This window comes from Streptomyces sp. CB00455, assembly GCF_001905445.1.
GTDB lineage: Bacteria > Actinomycetota > Actinomycetes > Streptomycetales > Streptomycetaceae > Streptomyces.
This window is the reverse complement of sequence record NZ_LIVQ01000002.1, coordinates 319,921-338,374: the sequence shown is the minus strand read 5'-3', so window position 1 is coordinate 338,374 and position 18,454 is coordinate 319,921. Positions and strand designations below refer to the sequence as shown.

Below are 18,454 nucleotides of genomic sequence, written 5' to 3'. Positions count from 1 at the left end.
GTTACCCGCGGGGACACCCGTACCAGAACCGAGGAGCGCAGCACGTATGACGGCGGTGGACGTCCCCCAGCTGGTGGCCCAGGCACGTGAGGGCCGGCCCAGAGCGGTGGCCCGGCTGATCTCGCTGGTGGAGGGGGCGTCCCCGCAGCTGCGCGAGGTGATGGCGGCGCTGGCGCCGCTGACGGGCGGTGCGTACGTGGTGGGACTGACCGGGTCACCCGGTGTCGGCAAGTCGACATCCACCTCGGCGCTCGTCACGGCGTACCGCAAGGCGGGCAAGCGGGTCGGCGTCCTCGCCGTCGACCCGTCCTCGCCGTTCTCCGGCGGGGCGCTGCTCGGCGACCGGGTGCGGATGTCGGACCACGCCTCGGACCCGGGGGTCTACATCCGCTCCATGGCCACCCGCGGGCACCTGGGCGGCCTCGCCTGGGCCGCCCCGCAGGCCATCCGGGTACTGGACGCGGCCGGCTGCGAGGTGATCCTGGTCGAGACGGTCGGGGTCGGGCAGTCGGAAGTGGAGATCGCCGCGCAGGCGGACACCTCGGTGGTGCTGCTGGCCCCCGGGATGGGTGACGGGATCCAGGCCGCCAAGGCGGGGATCCTGGAGATCGGCGACGTGTACGTGGTCAACAAGGCGGACCGGGACGGGGCGGACGCGACCGCCCGGGAGCTGAACCACATGCTGGGCCTCGGCGAGTCCCGGGGGGCCGGGGACTGGCGTCCTCCGATCATCAAGACCGTCGCCGCGCGGGCCCAGGGCATCGACGAGCTGGTCGAGGCGCTGGAGAAGCACCGGGCGTGGATGGACGAGCGCGGGGTGCTGGCCGAGCGGCGCACGGTGCGCGCGGCGCGCGAGGTGGAGACGATCGCGGTGACGGCCCTGCGGGCCCGGATGGCCGATCTGCGCGGGGACGCCCGGCTGGACGCGCTGGCGGCCCGGGTCGCCCACGGCGAGCTGGACCCGTACGCGGCCGCGGACGTCCTGTTGGACACGCTGACGGAGGCCTGAGCCCACCGGGGGAGCGCAGGCGCCCGGGACCGTCGGCGCAGCCCCCGGGCACCCGGGTGGCCGGATGTCGTACGGTGCGCGTCCGCGGGGGCCCACATAGACTGGCGAACGCCCGGAATGCCCCGATAGAGGGAGAGGTTCATGGCGAAGCGCGGCAACAAGAAGCGAGCCCGCAAGAAGAAGAAGGCGAACCACGGCAAGCGTCCCAACGCCTGACCGGACCGCCCGAAGAATGCGCCGGAGCCGCACCCCCCGACCCGGGGGTGCGGCTCCGGCGCACGTCAGGCGCGGCGCCCGCTAGTTGTTGTCGTTGTCGTTGTCGTTGCCGTCATCCGAGTCCGCACCGGAAGCGGTGACCTTGCCGGTCGAGGCGTCCACGGTGACGTTCTGGGTCTTCCCGCCGGAGGTCTTGACCTCGACGTGCCAGTAGGGCGCCTTGCCGCTGTCGTCGTCACCGTCCCAGTCCAGCGACCAGACCTGGCCCGGGTGGGCCGCGACGGCCGCCTTGCCGGCCTTGTCCGCGGTCACCTTGGCGCTGAGCAGGGCCTTGTGCTCGCCGGGGTCCTCGCTGTCTGCCTGGTCGGGCTGGGTGACCGCGCCGCTCGCGCTGTCGACCTCCAGCTCGGCGTGGCTCTTGCCGTCCTTGCCGATCACGTCCACGTGCCAGACGGAGCCGTCCCGGTCGAGGGACTCGGCGACGCCGGGGTGCTTCTTCAGGGCCGCCGCCAGCGCCTCCTCGGCCGTGACGTCGGCGCGGGCCGCGGTGGCGGCCCGGGCGGCCCTCGCCGCGCCGGCCGGGACCGCGGCAGCGCCGGCCGCCGGGCCTCCCAGCATAAGGACCAGCGACGCGGCCGCGGAGATGTACGTGGTGCGCTTCATGGATGGACCTCCTCAGGCCGGCCGGGGCGCCTGAGGTTGCCCCACGGTGGCCGGCAGTGGGCGGATAACGCCCATTCTGCGGCCGCCCGCCGGGTGCAGCGCGCCGAGCCCGCCCCGCGGCCCGTCCGGGGCACAGGCGCGCCCGGCCGGTTGCGGGGGCGGCGCACCCGTGCCCGCGGGCGCGCCGGCCCTCAGGCCTTGCGGTTGCCCCGCAGGTGTTCCGCCACCGGGCCCAGCGACTCCCGCAGCGCCGCGAGGGCCTCGGGCGGCAGCATGTCGATGAAGTGCCGGCGCACGGACGCCACGTGGTGCGGGGCGACCTTGCGCATCGTCTCCATCCCCTCGTCGGTGAGCACCGCGTACAGGCCCCGGCGGTCCGACTCGCAGTTCACGCGGCGGACCAGGCCCGCCGCCTCCATGCGCGTGATCTGGTGGGACAGCCGGCTCTTGGACTGCAGGGTGGCGGTCGCGAGATCGCTCATCCGCATCCGCAGGTCCTGCGACTCCGAGAGGTTCACCAGGATCTCGTAGTCGTTGTTGGTGAGTCCGAAGGGCTGGAGGTCCTTTTCCAGCTGGTGCATCAGCAGCCTGCTGACATCCAGGTGGGTGCGCCAGGCGCACTGCTCCGCCTCGGTCAGCCAGGGGGTCTGCCCGGACGGAGTCCGGGGGGCGGCCGTCTCGGTCTCCATGGTCTCCATGAGTGAACTCTACCTAAGAAGTTGAATTGCGTACAAAGATGGTCGGGTGGGGGTCACAGTCCGAAACGGCGCTGGAGATCACCCAGCTGCCCCGGCATCCGCGGCACACCCAGCTGCCCCAGCGGACCCTGGCCGGCCCCCGGAACGCCCTGCGCGTCGCCCGTGGCGGCCCCGGCACCCACCGTGCCGACCGCCTGCTCCGCCATCAGCATCTCGGACGACTGCAACAGCACCGTCCCCGCCCCGACGAATTCGAACTGGTGCTCCTCGCCGGAGCTGCCGCCGAGGCCGGTGAGCGAGCGCAGGCCGCCGATCACGCCGGACATGTAGCCGTGGTCGTAGTGGTGGCACGGCGAGGGGCAGTCCGCCCAGCCCACCAGCGCCTGCGGATCCACCCGCAGCGGCGGCTCCATGAACACCACCGGCCCGTTGGACGCCGCCACGAACTTCCCGGTTCCGATCAGCGTGAGGAAACCCGGGACGATCGACTGCTTGAGGGCCAGCGAAGGCTGGTAGGCCAGCAGGTTGCCCGACCGGATCGTCAGGTTCCCGTTGTCCAGGTCGTACGAGTTCACATCGAAGGCCCGGTCGGCCAGCAGCATCTTGCCCTGACCCTCGGCCACCACCCAGTCGGCGGCGTGCAGCGGCGAGTGGAAGCTGGAGCGCAGCAGCCGGTCGAAGCGGCCGTGCCCGATGCCGTTGAACTCGATGCTCCCGTAGTACGAGATCATCTTGCCCTTCTGCAGGAACCACTGGCTCCCCTTGAGCTCCACGCAGAAGGTGTACGCGTTCACGTTGTCGTCGCTGGGCAGGGTGTACGGGTCGAACACCGTGGGGCCACCGGGCCCGCCCGGTACGGGGCCGAAATTCACAGCTTCTCCTCCGAGGCCTGTACGTACACCGCGCCCTGGCCGGACAGCTCCAGCTGGAACGCCTCGCCCGAGCCGCGCCCCACCATGTCCCGCCAACCGAGCGCCGTGGAGAGCTTGTTGCGCACCTCGCCGTGGTGGGCGACGTACGCCTGCGGGTCCACGTGGACCGGGCGCTGGGGGGTGATGGGCAGTTCGACGACCCCGCCGTGGGCCATCACCGCCACCGAGCCGTGCCCCTTGAGCGTCGTGGTGAACAGCCCCTGGCCGGTCACCTGGCCGCGGACCATGCCCATGACCCCGCCCTGGGAGCCCATGAACATGGTGCCCTGCTGGAGGGTGCCGTCGAAGGCGAGCAGCCGGTCGGCCTCGACGTGGAGCGTCTCGCCCGACAGGTTGATCACCTGGATGTGGTGGCCGCCGTGGCCGAACATCACGGTGCCGGTGCCCTCGACCGTCATCAGCGGGGTCTGCTCATTGGCCACCCGGCGCCCGATCATGCCCATCACCCCGCCCTGACCGCCCGTCAGGCTCGGGGTGAAGGAGACCTCGCCGCGGTAGGCGAGCATCGCGCCGCGCTGGCTGTACATCCGCTGCCCGGGAACCACCTGGGCCTCGACCATCTTGGAGTTGATCTCGCGGAACGGCATCAGATGTCACCCCCGACGGTGTTGCGTTCGCTGGGCTGCACGTAGACCAGGCCCTCGCCCTCGAAGCGGATCTGGAACGCCTCGCCGGAGCCCTCGCCGATCAGCGTGCGGAAGTTCACGCCGGACTGGAAGGACTGCTGGAGGTTCCCGGTGTGCGCGATGTACGCCCCGGGGTCGACGGAGAGCGGGTACTGGGCGCTGACGCGCAGCACCACCGCCGGGCCGTCGGACATGATCGCCGCCTGGCCGGAGCCCTCCACGGTCGTGGTGAACAGGCCGTTGCCCGACGTCGCGCCCCGCAGGCCGGTGAAGGTCGTGCCGGTGCGCAGGCCGGCGTCGGTGCACAGCAGGTTGCTGGACTCGACGTACAGCTTCTCGCCGCGCAGATTGACCAGATTGATCTCGCTCGCGCGGTCGGCGAAGAAGCAGGTGCCGTGCCCCTGCACCTCCATCACGGTCATCTGCTCGCCGGTCAGCCGCCGGGTCACCATCCCCCGGAGGCCTTCGCCGCCGCCTGTCATCTTCTTGAAGGCCATCTGGCCGTCGTACGCGACCATGGCGCCGTTTTTCGCTTTGACGGCGTCCCCGGTCAGGTCGACGGCGAGCACCTTGCTGCCTTGGAGTCGGAACTGAGCCACGGGATGACGTTATCCGCAGCGGGCGGACGCGAACAGGGCCCCGTGGCCGATATGCGCCACACCCGGGCGGTATCGGACGCGAACCGCGGCCCTGCGGACCCCGGTCAAGCTCCCGCAAAGCGGCTGAGACACTGGGACCGACCCTGGCCTCCACCCCGAAGGTTCCCCGTGGACATCAAGACCGCCTCCGCCCTCCACCGGCTGCGCCTCATCTCCGTCCCGGAGGCGCTGTCCTTCCCGGCCCTGCTGATCTTCGGCTCGCTGCTGAAGCGGACGACGGACATCGACTACCTGATGATGCCGCTCGGCGTCCTCCACGGGATCCTCTTCGTCATCTACTGCCTCTTCCTGCTGGACGTGTGGAACAAGGCCAAGTGGCCGGTCAAGAGGGTCGCCCTGTTCTTCCTGCTCGCCCTGGTGCCCTTCGGAGGGCTCTACGGCGACAAGCTGCTCAAGCGCGACGAGGCAGACAGCGTGATGGCGGCCCGCGCCCGCGAGGCGGCCCGCGCATGATCGTCGCTTTCTCGGTGACCCCGCTGGGGGTCGGCGAAGAGGTCGGGGCGTACGTCGCGGACGCGGTCCGCGTGGTGCGCGAGTCGGGCCTGCCCCACCGCACCGACGCCATGTTCACCACCGTCGAAGGCGAGTGGGACGAAGTGATGTCCGTCATCAAGCGTGCGGTGGCGGCCGTGGAAGCCCGCGCCCCGCGCGTCTCGGTCGTGATGAAGGCCGACATCCGCCCGGGTGTCACCGACGGCCTCACGTCGAAGGTCGAAACGGTCGAGCGGCACCTCGCCGCCGGCTGACGCACCCGCACGGCGAACGGCGTGTACCTGCGCGCCGGTCGGATTCGGCACCGCCAGATGTGCGGCCATGCCCTGCGGTCACTGCTGAAGATCACCGCACTGCCGTGCCGTGCGGCGGCCGAGGTCCGCCCCGGGGTCGACGACGGGACCGCCGCGAAGGCCGAAACGGTGGAACGCCACCTGGCGCAGGGTCTGCCCCCGGCCCGCCGCGCCCTACTCCCCGGAGCGGCGGGCCAGCCCCAGGGCGTACTGCGGCCACCACGCGCCGGCCCGCGGGCCGCCGCGACCGGCCCGGGCGGCCCCCGGGTGACCACGGCCCCTGGCGGCCCCCGGGCCGCCGTCCCCCGGAGGAGGGGCGGCCGAGGAGTGAGACGGGCCACCCCGTCAAATGACCGCCCGGTAGGGTCTGGAGCGTGCCCAAGCCGCTCAGCCTCCCCTTCGATCCCATCGCCCGCGCCGACGAACTGTGGCAGCAGCGCTGGGGGCCGGTGCCCTCGATGGCCGCCATCACCTCCATCATGCGGGCGCACCAGATCCTGCTCGGCGAGGTCGACGCGGTGGTCAAGCCCTACGGCCTGACCTTCGCGCGGTACGAGGCGCTGGTCCTGCTGACCTTCTCCAAGGCCGGCGAACTGCCGATGTCGAAGATCGGCGAGCGGCTGATGGTCCACCCGACCTCCGTGACGAACACCGTGGACCGGCTGGTGAGGTCCGGACTCGTCGACAAGCGGCCCAACCCGAACGACGGCCGCGGCACCCTCGCCTCCATCACGGACAAGGGCCGGGAGGTCGTGGAGGCCGCGACCCGGGACCTGATGGCCGTCGACTTCGGCCTCGGCGCCTACGACGCCGAGGAGTGCGCGGAGATCTTCGCGCTGCTGCGCCCCCTGCGGGTGGCGGCCGCCGACTTCGACGAGAAGTAGCCGGGCGGCGGCCGGGCCCGGGCCGCTCCCCGCGTCAAGATCGCGCAAAACGGACCGTTAGGCTCGTCGGCATGAAACGAAGCGTGCTGACCCGCTACCGCGTCATGGCTTACGTGACCGCGGTCATGCTCCTGATCCTCTGTGCCTGCATGGTGGCGAAGTACGGCTTCGACACCGGCGCCGACCTGACCTTCGCGGTCTCGCAGGCCCACGGTGTCCTCTTCATGATCTACCTGGTCTTCGCCTTCGACCTCGGCTCCAAGGCGAAGTGGCCGTTCGGCAAGCTGCTCTGGGTGCTGGCTTCCGGCACGATCCCGCTGGCCGCGTTCTTCGTCGAGCGCAAGGTCGTCGCCGAGGTCGAGCCGCTGGTCAGGGACGGTCTGGCGACCGCCAAGGCCTGACGGGCCCACCGGGCACCGCGAAACCCCCGGGCATCTCCCCGGGGGTTTGCCATCGACATTTACTAGGACGTCCTAGTAAATTCATGGGTATGGACGCTGACGCCATCGAGGAGGGCCGCCGTCGCTGGCAGGCCCGTTACGACAGGGCCCGCACGCGCGAGGCCGATTTCACCACGCTCTCCGGCGATGAGGTCGATCCGGTCTACGGGCCCCGGCCCGGCGACGCCTACGAGGGTTTCGAGCGCATCGGGTGGCCGGGGGAGTACCCCTACACCCGCGGCCTGCACGCCACCGGCTACCGCGGCCGGACCTGGACCATCCGGCAGTTCGCCGGGTTCGGGAACGCCGAGCAGACCAACGAGCGCTACAAGATGATCCTGGCCGCCGGCGGCGGCGGGCTCTCCGTCGCCTTCGACATGCCGACCCTCATGGGGCGGGACTCCGACGACCCCCGCGCCCTCGGCGAGGTGGGGCACTGCGGCGTCGCCATCGACTCCGCCGCCGACATGGAGGTCCTCTTCAAGGACATCCCGCTCGGCGACGTCACCACCTCGATGACCATCTCGGGCCCCGCCGTGCCCGCCTTCTGCATGTACCTGGTCGCCGCCGAGCGCCAGGGCGTGGACCCCGCCCTGCTCAACGGCACCCTCCAGACCGACATCTTCAAGGAGTACATCGCCCAGAAGGAGTGGCTCTTCGAGCCCGAGCCCCACCTGCGCCTCATCGGCGACCTGATGGAGTACTGCGCGAAGGGCATCCCCGCCTACAAGCCGCTGTCGGTCTCCGGCTACCACATCCGCGAGGCCGGGGCGACGGCCGCGCAGGAGCTCGCCTACACCCTCGCCGACGGGTTCGGGTACGTGGAGCTCGGACTCTCGCGCGGCATGGAGGTGGACCACTTCGCCCCCGGCCTCTCCTTCTTCTTCGACGCGCACCTCGACTTCTTCGAGGAGATCGCCAAATTCCGCGCCGCCCGCCGCATCTGGGCCCGCTGGATGAAGGAGGTCTACGGAGCGAAGAGCGAGAAGTCCATGTGGCTGCGCTTCCACACGCAGACCGCGGGTGTCTCACTCACCGCCCAGCAGCCCTACAACAACGTCGTGCGCACCGCCGTCGAAGCCCTCGCGGCCGTCCTCGGCGGCACCAACTCCCTCCACACCAACGCCCTGGACGAGACCCTCGCCCTCCCCAGCGAACAGGCCGCCGAGATCGCCCTGCGCACCCAGCAGGTGCTGATGGAGGAGACAGGCGTCGCCAACGTCGCGGACCCGCTGGGCGGTTCCTGGTACGTCGAGCAGCTCACCGACCGCATCGAGGCGGATGCCGAGAAGATCTTCGAGCAGATCAAGGAGCGGGGGCTGCGCGCCCATCCGGACGGCCGGCACCCCATCGGGCCGATCACCTCGGGCATCCTGCGCGGGATCGAGGACGGCTGGTTCACCGGGGAGATCGCCGAGTCCGCCTTCCAGTACCAGCGGGCACTGGAGAAGGGTGACAAGCGGGTCGTCGGCGTCAACGTCCACCACGGCTCGGTCACCGGGGACCTGGAGATCCTGCGGGTCAGCCACGAGGTGGAGCGCGTACAGGTGCGGGAGCTGGCCGAGCGCAAGGGCCGCCGCGACGACGCCCGGGTGTCGTCGGCGCTGGCGGCGATGCTGGAGGCCGCCCGGGACGGCTCGAACATGATTCCGGCCATGCTGGACGCGGTGCGGGCCGAGGCCACCCTGGGCGAGATCTGCAACGTCCTGCGCGAGGAGTGGGGCACCTACACGGAGCCGCCCGGCTTCTGACGGGCCTTCGGAAGGCGCGGTACCGGCCCCGCGGCCGGCCGCCATCCGGTCCCGGGGCCGGTCGCGACGCCCCTGAGGTGGCGCCGCGACCGGCCCCCGGCGCGTCCGCAGCGGGACGCGGGGGCGGCCCCCCTCAGGCCCGGGAGTCGCCCAGCAGACCGTGCATCAGCAGCGCCGTGAAGGTGGCCACCCAGACCTCGTCCACCGGCTCGGAGCTCACCAGGGCCCGGTGGACCACGGTGCCGGCGATGACGTCGAAGATGAGGTCGGTGGTGCGGGCCGCGAGGGACTCGTCCTCCTCGTAGGGGAGTTCCCCGCGCACCTGGGCCCGTTCGCGCCCCAGTACGACGAGACGTTTCTGCCGGTCCACGATGGCCGACCTGATGCGGTCGCGCAGGGCCTCGTCCCGGGTGGACTCGGCGACCACGGCCATCAGGGCCGTACGGGCCTCCGGGCGCCGCAGCAGCTGCGCGAACTGCAGGACCACGTACTCGATGTCGGCTTCGAGCGAGCCGCGGTCCGGCAGTTCCAGCGCGTCGAAGAGCTCCGCCACCGCGTCGACGACCAGTTCGTTCTTGCCCGCCCAGCGGCGGTAGAGGGTGGTCTTGGCGACACCGGCCCGGGCCGAGACGTCGCCCATCGTCAGCTTCGACCAGCCCAGCTCCACCAGCGCGTCCCGGGTCGCAGCCAGGATGGCGGTGTCCGCGGCGGCGCTGCGGGGCCGTCCGGGGCGGCTGTGCGTCGAGCCGGTGCCGGTAGGGGTGCCGGCGCCGGTGCCGGTACTCGTGCCGGGACTGGGATTGTGCATGGCCGAGACCATACCCGTCAGTAGCCAAGCGGCCGGGGCCCCGGCCGCTGTGGTTCAGATCACGGGCACCGGGGCTCCGCGAGCAGTTACGCTACGACTCGTAGCGTAAGAGCGACAACCACGCGAAGAGCTACTGGCGCCAGGTGGGGACCCGGCGCCGACCGGTACGCCGGTCGCGGACCGAGGCAATTCCCGCGATCTTTTTCGTCGGCGCGCGCACACGGGGGAGGATGTACGCATGCAGCCCAGAAACATGTCCATGAGCGGCGTCGTCGACCTCGCCGCGGTGAAGGCGGCCGGCGAGGCCAAGGCCAAAGCGGAGCAGGCCCGTGCCGAATCGGCGCGCCAGGCGGCCCAGGGCGGCGGGGCCGGTCCGGCCGCCGGCGCCGCGGCGCTGTCCGCGCTCGTCGTCGACGTAGACGAGGCCGGCTTCGAACGTGATGTGCTCCAGCTCTCCGCCGAGGTCCCGGTCGTCCTGGACTTCTGGGCGCAGTGGTGCGAGCCGTGCAAGCAGCTCAGCCCGCTCCTGGAGCGCCTGACCCTGGAAGCGGCCGGCCGTCTGGTCCTGGCCAAGGTCGATGTCGACGCCAACCAGATGCTGATGCAGCAGTTCGGCATCCAGGGCATCCCGGCCGTCTTCGCCGTGGTCGCCGGGCAGGTGCTCCCGCTGTTCCAGGGCGTGGCCCCCGAGCAGCAGATCCGCGAGACGCTGGCCCAGCTGGTCCAGGTCGCCGAGGAGCGCTTCGGCATCATCGGCATCGAGGTGGACCCGGACGCCGGGGGCGCGGCACCGGCCGCGGCCGAGGCCGAGATCCCGGCCGGACCGCACGACGCGCTGCTGGAAGCGGCCGTCGTGGCGCTGGACGCCGGTGACCTGGGCGGCGCCGTGCAGGCGTACAAGAACGTGCTGTCCGAGGACCCCGCCAACACGGAGGCGCGCCTGGGCCTGGCCCAGGCGGAACTGCTCGTCCGCGTACACGACATGGACCCGCAGGCCGTCCGTGCCGCGGCGGCCGAGAAGCCGGCCGATCCGGCGGCGCAGATCGCCGCGGCCGACCTGGATCTGGTCGGTGGCCACGTGGAGGACGCCTTCGGGCGCCTCGTCGACACCGTACGGGTGACGTTCGGCGAGGATCGCAACGCCGTCCGGCTGCGCCTGCTGGAGCTCTTCGAGGTCATCGGCGCGGACGACCCGCGGGTCTCCGCGGCGCGCACGGCGCTGGCCCGGGTGCTGTTCTAGGAGCCGCGCCGTCTGACGGCGCCGACGGCGCCCCGGTGGCCGGTGTTCACCGGCGATTTGTTGACACGCAGATAAACAGCGGCCGCACTTTGCCAAAACTTGGTAAATGCGGCCGCTGTTACTCGCAGTAAGCCGAACCCCGTGAACTGTCCGGTGTGTTCACTCTTCCACCGTTTGTCGTGGCCCTGGGTAACACCCTGTGTTGCTGCCCGACGACGGCGGGCAGCACCGTGGTTATCTGCCCGTTACCCGCCAGTAACGAACCCCCTTGTGCCCCGGCCGGGAATGGACCACGATCGGCGACGCTCGGTCCTTCCCGCAGAGCCGCTCATCCGGAGCCGCGGTGGAGGGTCCCCACCGAGCCGGCCGGTGGCAGTGGCACCGGCCGTGGGACAGGGGGGTCTCTGCCACACCGGCAGGGCCTGTCCCCCCAGGTTGCGCGAACGCGTGGCCCAGTGGTTGTCGCTCGGGGGTGATCGCCGGTGTACGGGACGTGGCACAGCCGCGGCCGGGCCGCCTGCGCTCCTTCCCGAGGACGTAGCACTTCTCCCATCCCAGGACGGGCACGGCCCGGACCGGAGATGTACGTCCGAGAAGGAGGAACAATATGAGTTCTCAGGTTCGTGGTGGGACCAGATGGAAGCGCTTCGCGCTCGTCATGGTGCCGAGCATCGCGGCCACGGCCGCGGTCGGTGTGGGTCTGGCGCAGGGTGCCCTCGCGGCGTCGTTCGCGGTCTCCGGCCAGGACTTCAAGGTCCGTGCCGACAAGCTCGACGGTGACAACCTGATCCAGTACGGCGGCATTGCCAAGGGTCACGACCTCGACCCCAACGGCAAGCCCCAGAACCACCCGGTCACCATCTCGGGGTTCAGCCACGCCGAGATCACCAACATGTGCCAGTCCCTGGTCACCCCGACCCCGCTGGGCAGCATCACGCTGCAGCTGCGGACGGGCAACAAGGGCAGGCCGGCCGTCGCCGAGAACATCTACCTGGATGTTGCCGAACTCGACACCGACGCCGAGTTCAGGAACCTCGACATCGGTGTCGCGGTCGGCGACGAGAGCCACAAGACCAAGGCGCAGGCCGGCACGGTCTCCAGTCCGTACGCCTTCTCGCAGCGCGCCGACAAGGCGATCTTGACCAACGTGCGCCAGAAGGCGTGGGCGACGACGGCGGCCACCTTCAAGCTGCCCGACCTCAAGCTGCGCCTCCTCGGGGGCGACCAGCCGTGCTACGAGGACATCAAGGACTGATCAGTCCCGGTATGTCACCGGACGGATGGGCGGCAGCCGCCGCCCACCGTCCGGGCTCCACAGAGTTCTCAAGTACCACCGTTTTCAGGGAGCTGTTGTCCATGAACCCCCAGGCCCCGGTTTATGTTCGCGCCGAAGACGACGCATGGCTCACCGTGGTGCACTACCGCTTCCGCGCCTGGCGCGGCCGCCGTCCCTTCTGGGCCGGGCTCTTCACGCTCCTGGGTGGCTTCCCGATCGCGTACTTCCCGTACGCGGACCTGCGGCTGGGCAACGTCACCCTCGCGATGGCCACGACGGGCGGCGCCGGTGCGCTGATCATCGGTGTCCTGCTCATCACGCTGGGGCTGGCCCTCTGGTTCCAGCAGACCATCCGCGTCTTCGCCGGCGTCGCCGCGATCCTGCTGGCCCTGGTGTCCCTGCCGGTCTCCAACCTCGGCGGTTTCGGCCTCGGACTCGGCTGCGCTCTCCTCGGCGGCGCCCTCGCGCTGTCGTGGGCCCCGGGCCAGGCGGCCGATGAGGCTGAGCCGGAGCATCGGCCGGGTGTGGTGGACATGGGCAACGCGGAGGCGATGGCGGGTTCCCAGAGCCTCCCGGTACCGCGCGGGACGGAAACGGCATACGCGAGCGAGACGACTGCCCACGCCGATGGCGGGAGGAACAGTGCGGGGTGACGAGACGCAGCGGGGCGTGGCCCCAGGCGCAGGGTCCCGTGAGATCGAGGGGCCGCGCCACGCGGCGCCCAGGAAGTCGCTGCTGAACAAGTTCCAGATACCCGTCGGCAAGACGATGGCGCTAGCGGCGATGCCGACGGCCGTCTTCGTCGGGATGGGCATGGCGCCCAAACTGGCCCTGGCGGACGACAAGGACATCCCCTTCGCGCCCGGGCCGTGTGTGACGCGGTCCGACGAGCCCGCCGCGTCGGCGTCCCCGACGCCTTCCACGTCGCCTTCGCCGAGTGCGTCGCCGAGCGCGACCCCCTCGCCCTCCGCGTCCGCCTCCGCGGCCGCGAAGCCCAAGCCGGGCGCGTCCCCGTCCGCGACGAAGCCCGCCACCAAGACCACCGGCGAGCAGCCCGGGACCCCGGCGCCGAAGCAGACCACCCCGTCCGCCACCCCGTCCGCCACGCCGTCCGCCACGCCGTCGGCCACCGGCAAGCCGAACCCGCTGGACCCCCTCGGCATCGGTGACGCGCTCAAGGGACTCGTCGACGAACTCGGCAGGCCCCTCAAGGGCGCGACGGCGACTCCGACGCCCACGCCCGCACCCGTGCCACCCAAGAGCGACCCCAAGCCCCCGGCCACCCCGGATCCGGCCGCGGACGCGATCCGCGCGGCGGCGAAGAAGTCGGGCGCCGAGGTCGAGGAGCTGCCGGACGAGGTCAAGGACACCGCCAAGGCCCCGAAGGACGAGACGGGCAAGGCCGACGAGGCCGACAAGACCCCGGGGGCCGAGGCCGAGCCGGAGGCGACGAAGGACCCGGACGGGAAGCAACCCTTCCCCTGCCCGACCTACGACGCCAAGGCACTGGCCGACGCGGAACTGGAGCCGGGCGTCCCGCTGCTGCCGGACGAGCCCTGGTACCTCGACAGCTCGCTGCTGACCCTCTACGGCCTGGACTACCACGGCATCGTCGAGGTGAAGACGGCCGGCGGAAAGATCAAGAAGGTCCTGAAGTTCACCGCGGACTCGCTGGACATCAAGGACCTGTACCAGACGGTCGGCAAGGAGGGGAACGTCGCCCACCTGAAGTCCCGGCCGGGCTCCACCTCCAAGATCCGCGGCGGCACGGTGACGATGTACACCGAGAGCCTCAAGGGCAACCTCTTCGGCCTGATCCCGATCGAGTTCACCCCCAACAGCCCGCCCCCGCTGAACGTCCCGTTCGCGTTCTTCACGGACGTGAAGGTCATCCAGGCCGGCCAGTTCGGCGGCACCCTGACGGTCCCGGGCCTGAAGAACTACATCGGGCCGCCGGAGAAGTAGTCCGGTCCGCCATCACCCGAGGGCCCCCGACCGGATACATCCGGTCGGGGGCCCTGGTGTCCCACTCAGTCGTCGTCAGGCGGGCAGTGCGGCAGGATGTCGCTGTCCAGTCCGTAGGTGTCGAAGAGATCCACCAAGGCCCTGGTCGCGGCCTCCAGTCCCCCTTCGCGCATGATCACCAGATCCGGTACCCGGATGTAGAGGCCTCCGGCGCTCTCCCCCGTGTCCATCCTGCGGCGCATCACTTCGCCCAGCCTGCGATGGGTCATCAGCGACGCCGTCCGCTGAGAGCCGTCGGGTGCGGTCACCACCGCGTCGACGTCCTCGACCGATTCGGGATCATCGTCCAGGCCGAGGGTGTACATGACGGAAAAACCCGGAGTCTCCTTCACCACGAAGGGGTCGTCAGCCATAGAGCGCCGCCAACTCCTTGATCACGTTGTTCTCCAGCTTTTTGTCGGACTTCCCGACGATCTCGTAGGCGTCGCCGACCCGGCGGAAGAAGAGCCGGGCACCGGCATCGCCACGCAGGTACCGGATCCCACCGGGCAGGCCCTTGGTCCCCTTACCGGGGTCGTCGTTGCCCTCGATGAGTTTGTTGATCAGAGAGTTCATCTCCCTCTGGACGCTCTCATTCTTGGTGGATTTCTCCGCGAGCTTCGCGAGGCGGGTGTTCTTGCCGAGCGCCGATGACACGCAGAACTTCGGCTTGTCGGCCGCCTGCGCAACGGCGGACGCGCCCTTGAACGTACCCTTGGCGGCCGCACCCTGCACCATGTCCGCGATCGGCAGGAGGCACTCGACCGCGCTCAGGCCCGTCTTGAGCCGCCCGACGACCGTGCGAAGCCGCTCCAGGGTCTCGCGTGCCCGCTCCAGGCTCTCCAGGAACGTACCGACGCCCTTGCCCACCTTGTAGATGATTTTGGCGACGGCGGGGATCTTCGCCACGGCCACGCCGACCATGACGACGTTGACGAGGGTCCAGAGACAGCTTTCGACGTCACGCTGGCCGAAGCACTTCTTGGCGTCCGTATAACCGAGTTCGTCGAGCAGGATCTGCCCGCCGATCTCGATCACCCAGTCGAGCACGTCCTTGCCCGCGAGCTTCTTTGCCTCGCGGAACTCATCCACACAGGACTGGCCGCAGTTCGCCAGCAGCAGAGCTTCCTCGTCCTTGGAGAGGTCTGCCCCGGTGTCGGGCTTGGGGGCCTCGACCAGCGCCTTGCGTGCTTCCTCCTGCTCCCTGCGGAATTCCTCTTCGGCGCGGCGGGCGGCCGCTTCGGCGTCCTTCGCGTCCTGGTTGGCGTTGGCGGCGGCCGTCTCCGCGGAGACGGCGTCCTTCTCCGACTGGGTCGCCGCGGTGTCGGCGGCGCTCGCGTCGCGGGTGGCGGCGTCGGCGGAGGCGTGGGCGTTGGCCGCGCTCTTCTCGGCCTCGGTGGCTTCGCTGTTGGCGCCGAACGCCTCGTTGGCGGCGTCCTTCGCCGCGCTGTCCGCGAAGACTGCGTCCGTGCCGGTCTGCGCGCTGTACTCCTTGGTTTTGTCGTCCGCCTTCTTGGCGGCTTCGGCGGCCCGAGCGGCTTCGGCCGCCGAGGCGCGGGCGGCTGCCATGGACTTGAACGCGGCGGCGGTGTCGGCCGCGGCCGCTGCCGCGGCCTGAGCGGCCAGCTTGGCGTCGCCGGAGGCCTTGTCGGCCAGCGCCTTGGCGTCCGCTGCCGCCTTGGTCGCTTCATTGGCCTTGGCAGTGGCGGCTGCCGCCTGCTGTTCGGCGTGGGTCTTGGCGGACTGGCCGACCAGGGCGGCGAAAGCGGCCGCCGAGTCGGTCTCACGGTAAGCCGTCCCTAGCGCGATGGCGGTGTTGGCGGGCGCGACGGCCTGGGCCGCGGAGTCACGTGCGGCGGAGGCGGCCATCGAGGTGGCGTAGGCCTGTCCGGCGGTGACGGCGGACCAGGCGGCCGTCTTGACTGCCTCGGTACGGGCGGCGGCCGCATTCTTGATCGCCTGGAGGGAGGCGGTCTGGGCCTTCTTCGCCTCGGTCTCGGCCTTGCTCGCGTTGACCGAGGCGGCGTTGGCCGCCGCGATGGCGTCGGCTGCAGCGGCGTGTGCGGTCAGGGAGGCGGCGAAGCTGGTCTGCCAGGCGGACCAGGCCTTGTCCGCGGACGCCCGCGACCGCTCGGCGGCCCCGTCCGCCCGGGTGGAAGCCGCGCGCGCGTTCTCCGCGGCCGTGGACGCGTCGCCGGCCGCCGTACGGGCGCGAGCGGCGGCGCCGGCCGCCTCGTTCGCGGCGGCGCGGGCGGCGGTCGCGGCCTCGCGGGTCTCCGTTGCGGCGGGAGTCCCGACGGCTGCCGCGGCGGCGGCTTCGAGTGCGGCGGCGCGGGACGCCATGGCGTTCTTCTCCACCTCGGCGGTCTCGGCCTTCTCACGCGCCTCGGCGGCCTTGCCCTCCGCGGCGAGTGCCAGTCCGAGCTGGTCGCTCGCGGTCGTCGCCTGGGACTCGGCTGCGGTCCTGGCCCGTCCCGCCGTTTCGCGTTCGGTCGCGGCGCGCTTTTCGGCGGCCTGGGCCTTCGCGCGTTCGGTCGCGGCGTTCTGCCGCTCCTTGGCGGCGGTGGCCTTCTCCTTCTCGGCCTTCGCGCGTTCCGTCTTTGCCGTGTCGGCCGCCTTGCGGGCGGTCTCTTGTGCGGCCTCGGCCGTGGCCTGGGCGGCCTTCGCCTTGGTGGCGTTGTCCGCGGCCTCCTTGGCCTGGGCCGCTGCCGAGGTGGCGGCGGCCTTGGCCTGGGCGGCTGCCTCCTGGGCTGCGATGCGGCGGAACTCGGTGTTCAGGGCGTGCGACTGGGTCTGAGCCAGGGCGTACAGGGTCTTGCTGTCGGCGACGGTCGCCTTCGCGGCGTTCGCGGCGGTCAGGGAGGCCTTGGACGCCGCCTCGGCGGCGGCGGCCGAGGCCTTCGCGACCTGGACGGACTGCTGGGCGAAGAGCAGGCCCCGGCCACGCGGGGTCTTGGCCGCGTCCGCGATGGCCCACGCCTTGCTCTGGGCAGCGCCGGCCTTGTCGGAGGCCGCCTTGGCGGCCGTGGAGGCGGTCGCGGCGATCTTCGCCTGGTCGGCCGCTCGGGTCCGGGCCGCCGCCAGGTCCTTGGCGGCCTGGGTGAACACCGTGGCCGCGGGTCGGTTCGACGCGTTGGCGGGCTGGCCCGCCCAGTACTTCTGCCAGGTCAGGATCTGGTCGGCGAGCCACGCCTGGCCGAGCGACTCGATCATGGCCTCGGTGGCCTTGCGGGCCTCAGAGGCCGCGCTGACCTCGGCGTTGACGATGTCGTTGCGCGGGGTGGTCTGGGCGCCGTACTCCTGCTCCCACTCCACGTGCGCGGTGACGACGATCGGGGACATGACCCGGTAGAAGTCGTCGGGATTGCGGCTGTCGCAGGCGCCCCAGGCAGCCTTCAGTGCCTCGACCTCCAGGCGGAACTCGACCGAGTCCTCGGCCGGCGCCTGCTTCATGAAGCCGCCGAGCCGGAGATAGCGAGCGACATCGCTGGCAGTGGTGGCGCCGTAGTTGTACTCGGTCTTGTCGGCGTCCCGGAGCATGGTGTCGGCGATGAAGTCCAGGTTCGGATCCTGGCCCTTGAGCGTGGCGGCGAGTGCGCGGGCCTTGTCCGCCGTGGCCTTGGACGCCGGCGCGTGGCCGTCGCCGCCCAGCTGGTAGTACAGGTCGCGCTGGGGGCCAAGGGTGAACGCGACGACGTCCGCATCGAACTTCGGTGCGTATTGGGGGATTCCCGCGGCCGTGCCGGACGCCCAGTACGGGTAGTTCGACGCCTCCCAGCGTTCGCGGCGCTCGGCGGACGCGACGGGGGAGCCCTCGCGGGAGTCCCGGTCGGTGAACATCGCCTCGCGCAGCGGGTTCATGCCGGTGGCCAGGTCGGTGGCCGTGGCGAGCTCCGCCGGGGTGCCGGTCAGGGCCTTGGCCGCGACACCCTTCATGGTGGGCCCGCCGATGTGCAGGGCGAACCCGCCCGCACAGCGGTGGAGGCGGTCCGAAACGCCCAGGCTGATGGGTCGGTACGACGGCTCGTCGTCCGGCGGGATCTCGATGGCCGAGGCGGGGGCGGCGCTGATGAGGCCGGCCAGCAGGGCGGCGCTGGTGGCCAGGGCGGTGCCGGCGAGGCCGCGCCGCACGGCGGCCCGGACAGCCGGGCTTCGGCCCCGCAGGAGGGTGGATCTCTGCACGTACTTGCCTGTTCTTCGGAACGAAAATGGGCAGCCCGAAGGAAGGTGTGCATACGTGTGTGTGCGCTGGTCAGGCGCGAGTGATGAGTTCCATGCCTTCCCCCAAGGCTTGAACCGACAGTTTCATGACGCACTTACTGCCGGTAGCGCGTTTTCGGCCATGTCTACCAGTGAGTAGTAGACGCAGAGGAAATCCATAGGCTCCGTTCCGCCGGGGGCGCACCGAGGGCGGCGTCCCGGATCCCTTGCGGGATCCCGGGGCGCCGCCCTCGGTCTTCGTG

Annotated in this window: 19 protein-coding genes; 11 read left to right on the top strand and 8 right to left on the bottom strand. The window is 71.1% G+C overall.

Annotation, left to right across the window (positions count from 1 at the left end; translation table 11 throughout):
* Positions 1-46: 46 nt before the first annotated feature.
* On the top strand, positions 47-1,009 hold the full coding sequence (gene meaB, locus AMK16_RS08945; RefSeq protein WP_073911433.1) for a methylmalonyl Co-A mutase-associated GTPase MeaB: 963 nt from the start codon (positions 47-49) through the stop codon (positions 1,007-1,009).
* Between the two features lie 141 nt (positions 1,010-1,150).
* A complete protein-coding gene (locus AMK16_RS38500) occupies positions 1,151-1,225 on the top strand; it encodes a 50S ribosomal protein bL37 (protein ID WP_099895366.1) in 75 nt (24 codons plus the stop codon).
* Between the two features lie 81 nt (positions 1,226-1,306).
* On the opposite strand, the gene AMK16_RS08940 is transcribed toward AMK16_RS38500, so the two are convergent.
* The 5 genes from AMK16_RS08940 to AMK16_RS08920 form a co-directional block, all read right to left on the bottom strand.
* Positions 1,307-1,888, bottom strand: a complete 582-nt coding sequence (locus AMK16_RS08940) for a PepSY domain-containing protein (protein WP_073911431.1) — start codon at positions 1,886-1,888, stop codon at positions 1,307-1,309.
* A gap of 191 nt (positions 1,889-2,079) precedes the next feature.
* A complete protein-coding gene (locus AMK16_RS08935; protein ID WP_073913464.1) occupies positions 2,080-2,577 on the bottom strand; it encodes a MarR family winged helix-turn-helix transcriptional regulator in 498 nt (165 codons plus the stop codon).
* 62 nt (positions 2,578-2,639) lie between these two features.
* Positions 2,640-3,458, bottom strand: coding sequence for an AIM24 family protein (locus AMK16_RS08930; protein ID WP_073911429.1), 819 nt, complete (start codon positions 3,456-3,458; stop codon positions 2,640-2,642).
* Complete coding sequence (locus tag AMK16_RS08925) at positions 3,455-4,105, bottom strand: AIM24 family protein (RefSeq protein ID WP_073911427.1); 651 nt, start codon at positions 4,103-4,105, stop codon at positions 3,455-3,457. The genes AMK16_RS08930 and AMK16_RS08925 overlap by 4 nt, the downstream gene beginning before the upstream one ends.
* A complete protein-coding gene (locus AMK16_RS08920) occupies positions 4,105-4,743 on the bottom strand; it encodes an AIM24 family protein (protein WP_073911424.1) in 639 nt (212 codons plus the stop codon). Before AMK16_RS08920 ends, AMK16_RS08925 begins: the two co-directional genes overlap by 1 nt.
* 168 nt (positions 4,744-4,911) lie before the next feature.
* On the opposite strand from AMK16_RS08920, the gene AMK16_RS08915 reads away from it, so the two are divergent.
* The 5 genes from AMK16_RS08915 to AMK16_RS08895 all read left to right on the top strand — a co-directional run bounded on the left by AMK16_RS08915 (position 4,912) and on the right by AMK16_RS08895 (position 8,663).
* Positions 4,912-5,256 carry a DUF3817 domain-containing protein gene (locus tag AMK16_RS08915; RefSeq protein ID WP_073911421.1) on the top strand — a complete coding sequence of 115 codons (345 nt, stop codon included), beginning with the start codon at positions 4,912-4,914 and terminating at the stop codon, positions 5,254-5,256.
* A complete protein-coding gene (locus AMK16_RS08910; protein WP_073911418.1) occupies positions 5,253-5,549 on the top strand; it encodes an MTH1187 family thiamine-binding protein in 297 nt (98 codons plus the stop codon). Before AMK16_RS08915 ends, AMK16_RS08910 begins: the two co-directional genes overlap by 4 nt.
* Positions 5,550-5,962: 413 nt before the next feature.
* Complete coding sequence (locus AMK16_RS08905) at positions 5,963-6,472, top strand: MarR family winged helix-turn-helix transcriptional regulator (protein ID WP_073911415.1); 510 nt, start codon at positions 5,963-5,965, stop codon at positions 6,470-6,472.
* Positions 6,473-6,543: 71 nt separating this feature from the next.
* Positions 6,544-6,873 carry a DUF3817 domain-containing protein gene (locus tag AMK16_RS08900; RefSeq protein WP_073911412.1) on the top strand — a complete coding sequence of 110 codons (330 nt, stop codon included), beginning with the start codon at positions 6,544-6,546 and terminating at the stop codon, positions 6,871-6,873.
* A gap of 89 nt (positions 6,874-6,962) precedes the next feature.
* Positions 6,963-8,663 carry an acyl-CoA mutase large subunit family protein gene (locus AMK16_RS08895; protein WP_073911409.1) on the top strand — a complete coding sequence of 567 codons (1,701 nt, stop codon included), beginning with the start codon at positions 6,963-6,965 and terminating at the stop codon, positions 8,661-8,663.
* Between the two features lie 133 nt (positions 8,664-8,796).
* On the opposite strand, the gene AMK16_RS08890 is transcribed toward AMK16_RS08895, so the two are convergent.
* Entirely contained in the window at positions 8,797-9,471 is a 675-nt protein-coding gene (locus AMK16_RS08890) for a TetR/AcrR family transcriptional regulator (RefSeq protein ID WP_073913461.1), read from the bottom strand.
* A gap of 238 nt (positions 9,472-9,709) precedes the next feature.
* Here AMK16_RS08890 and AMK16_RS08885 point away from each other — a divergent pair, with 238 nt between their 5' ends.
* The 4 genes from AMK16_RS08885 (at position 9,710) to AMK16_RS08865 (ending at position 13,952) form a co-directional block, all read left to right on the top strand.
* Positions 9,710-10,711 carry a tetratricopeptide repeat protein gene (locus tag AMK16_RS08885; protein ID WP_073911406.1) on the top strand — a complete coding sequence of 334 codons (1,002 nt, stop codon included), beginning with the start codon at positions 9,710-9,712 and terminating at the stop codon, positions 10,709-10,711.
* A gap of 607 nt (positions 10,712-11,318) precedes the next feature.
* Positions 11,319-11,966, top strand: a complete 648-nt coding sequence (locus tag AMK16_RS08875; protein ID WP_073911403.1) for a DUF6230 family protein — start codon at positions 11,319-11,321, stop codon at positions 11,964-11,966.
* A 101-nt stretch (positions 11,967-12,067) separates the two neighbouring features.
* Positions 12,068-12,640, top strand: coding sequence for a DUF6114 domain-containing protein (locus tag AMK16_RS08870; protein ID WP_073911400.1), 573 nt, complete (start codon positions 12,068-12,070; stop codon positions 12,638-12,640).
* Positions 12,630-13,952: a hypothetical protein gene (locus AMK16_RS08865; protein WP_073911398.1), complete on the top strand. Its 1,323-nt coding sequence runs from the start codon at positions 12,630-12,632 to the stop codon at positions 13,950-13,952. Before AMK16_RS08870 ends, AMK16_RS08865 begins: the two co-directional genes overlap by 11 nt.
* A gap of 65 nt (positions 13,953-14,017) precedes the next feature.
* Here AMK16_RS08865 and AMK16_RS08860 read toward each other — a convergent pair whose 3' ends face one another.
* Both AMK16_RS08860 and AMK16_RS08855 read right to left on the bottom strand, forming a co-directional pair.
* Positions 14,018-14,365 carry a hypothetical protein gene (locus AMK16_RS08860; protein WP_073911396.1) on the bottom strand — a complete coding sequence of 116 codons (348 nt, stop codon included), beginning with the start codon at positions 14,363-14,365 and terminating at the stop codon, positions 14,018-14,020.
* A complete protein-coding gene (locus tag AMK16_RS08855) occupies positions 14,358-18,173 on the bottom strand; it encodes a hypothetical protein (RefSeq protein WP_073911394.1) in 3,816 nt (1,271 codons plus the stop codon). The genes AMK16_RS08860 and AMK16_RS08855 overlap by 8 nt, the downstream gene beginning before the upstream one ends.
* Positions 18,174-18,454: the final 281 nt, after the last annotated feature.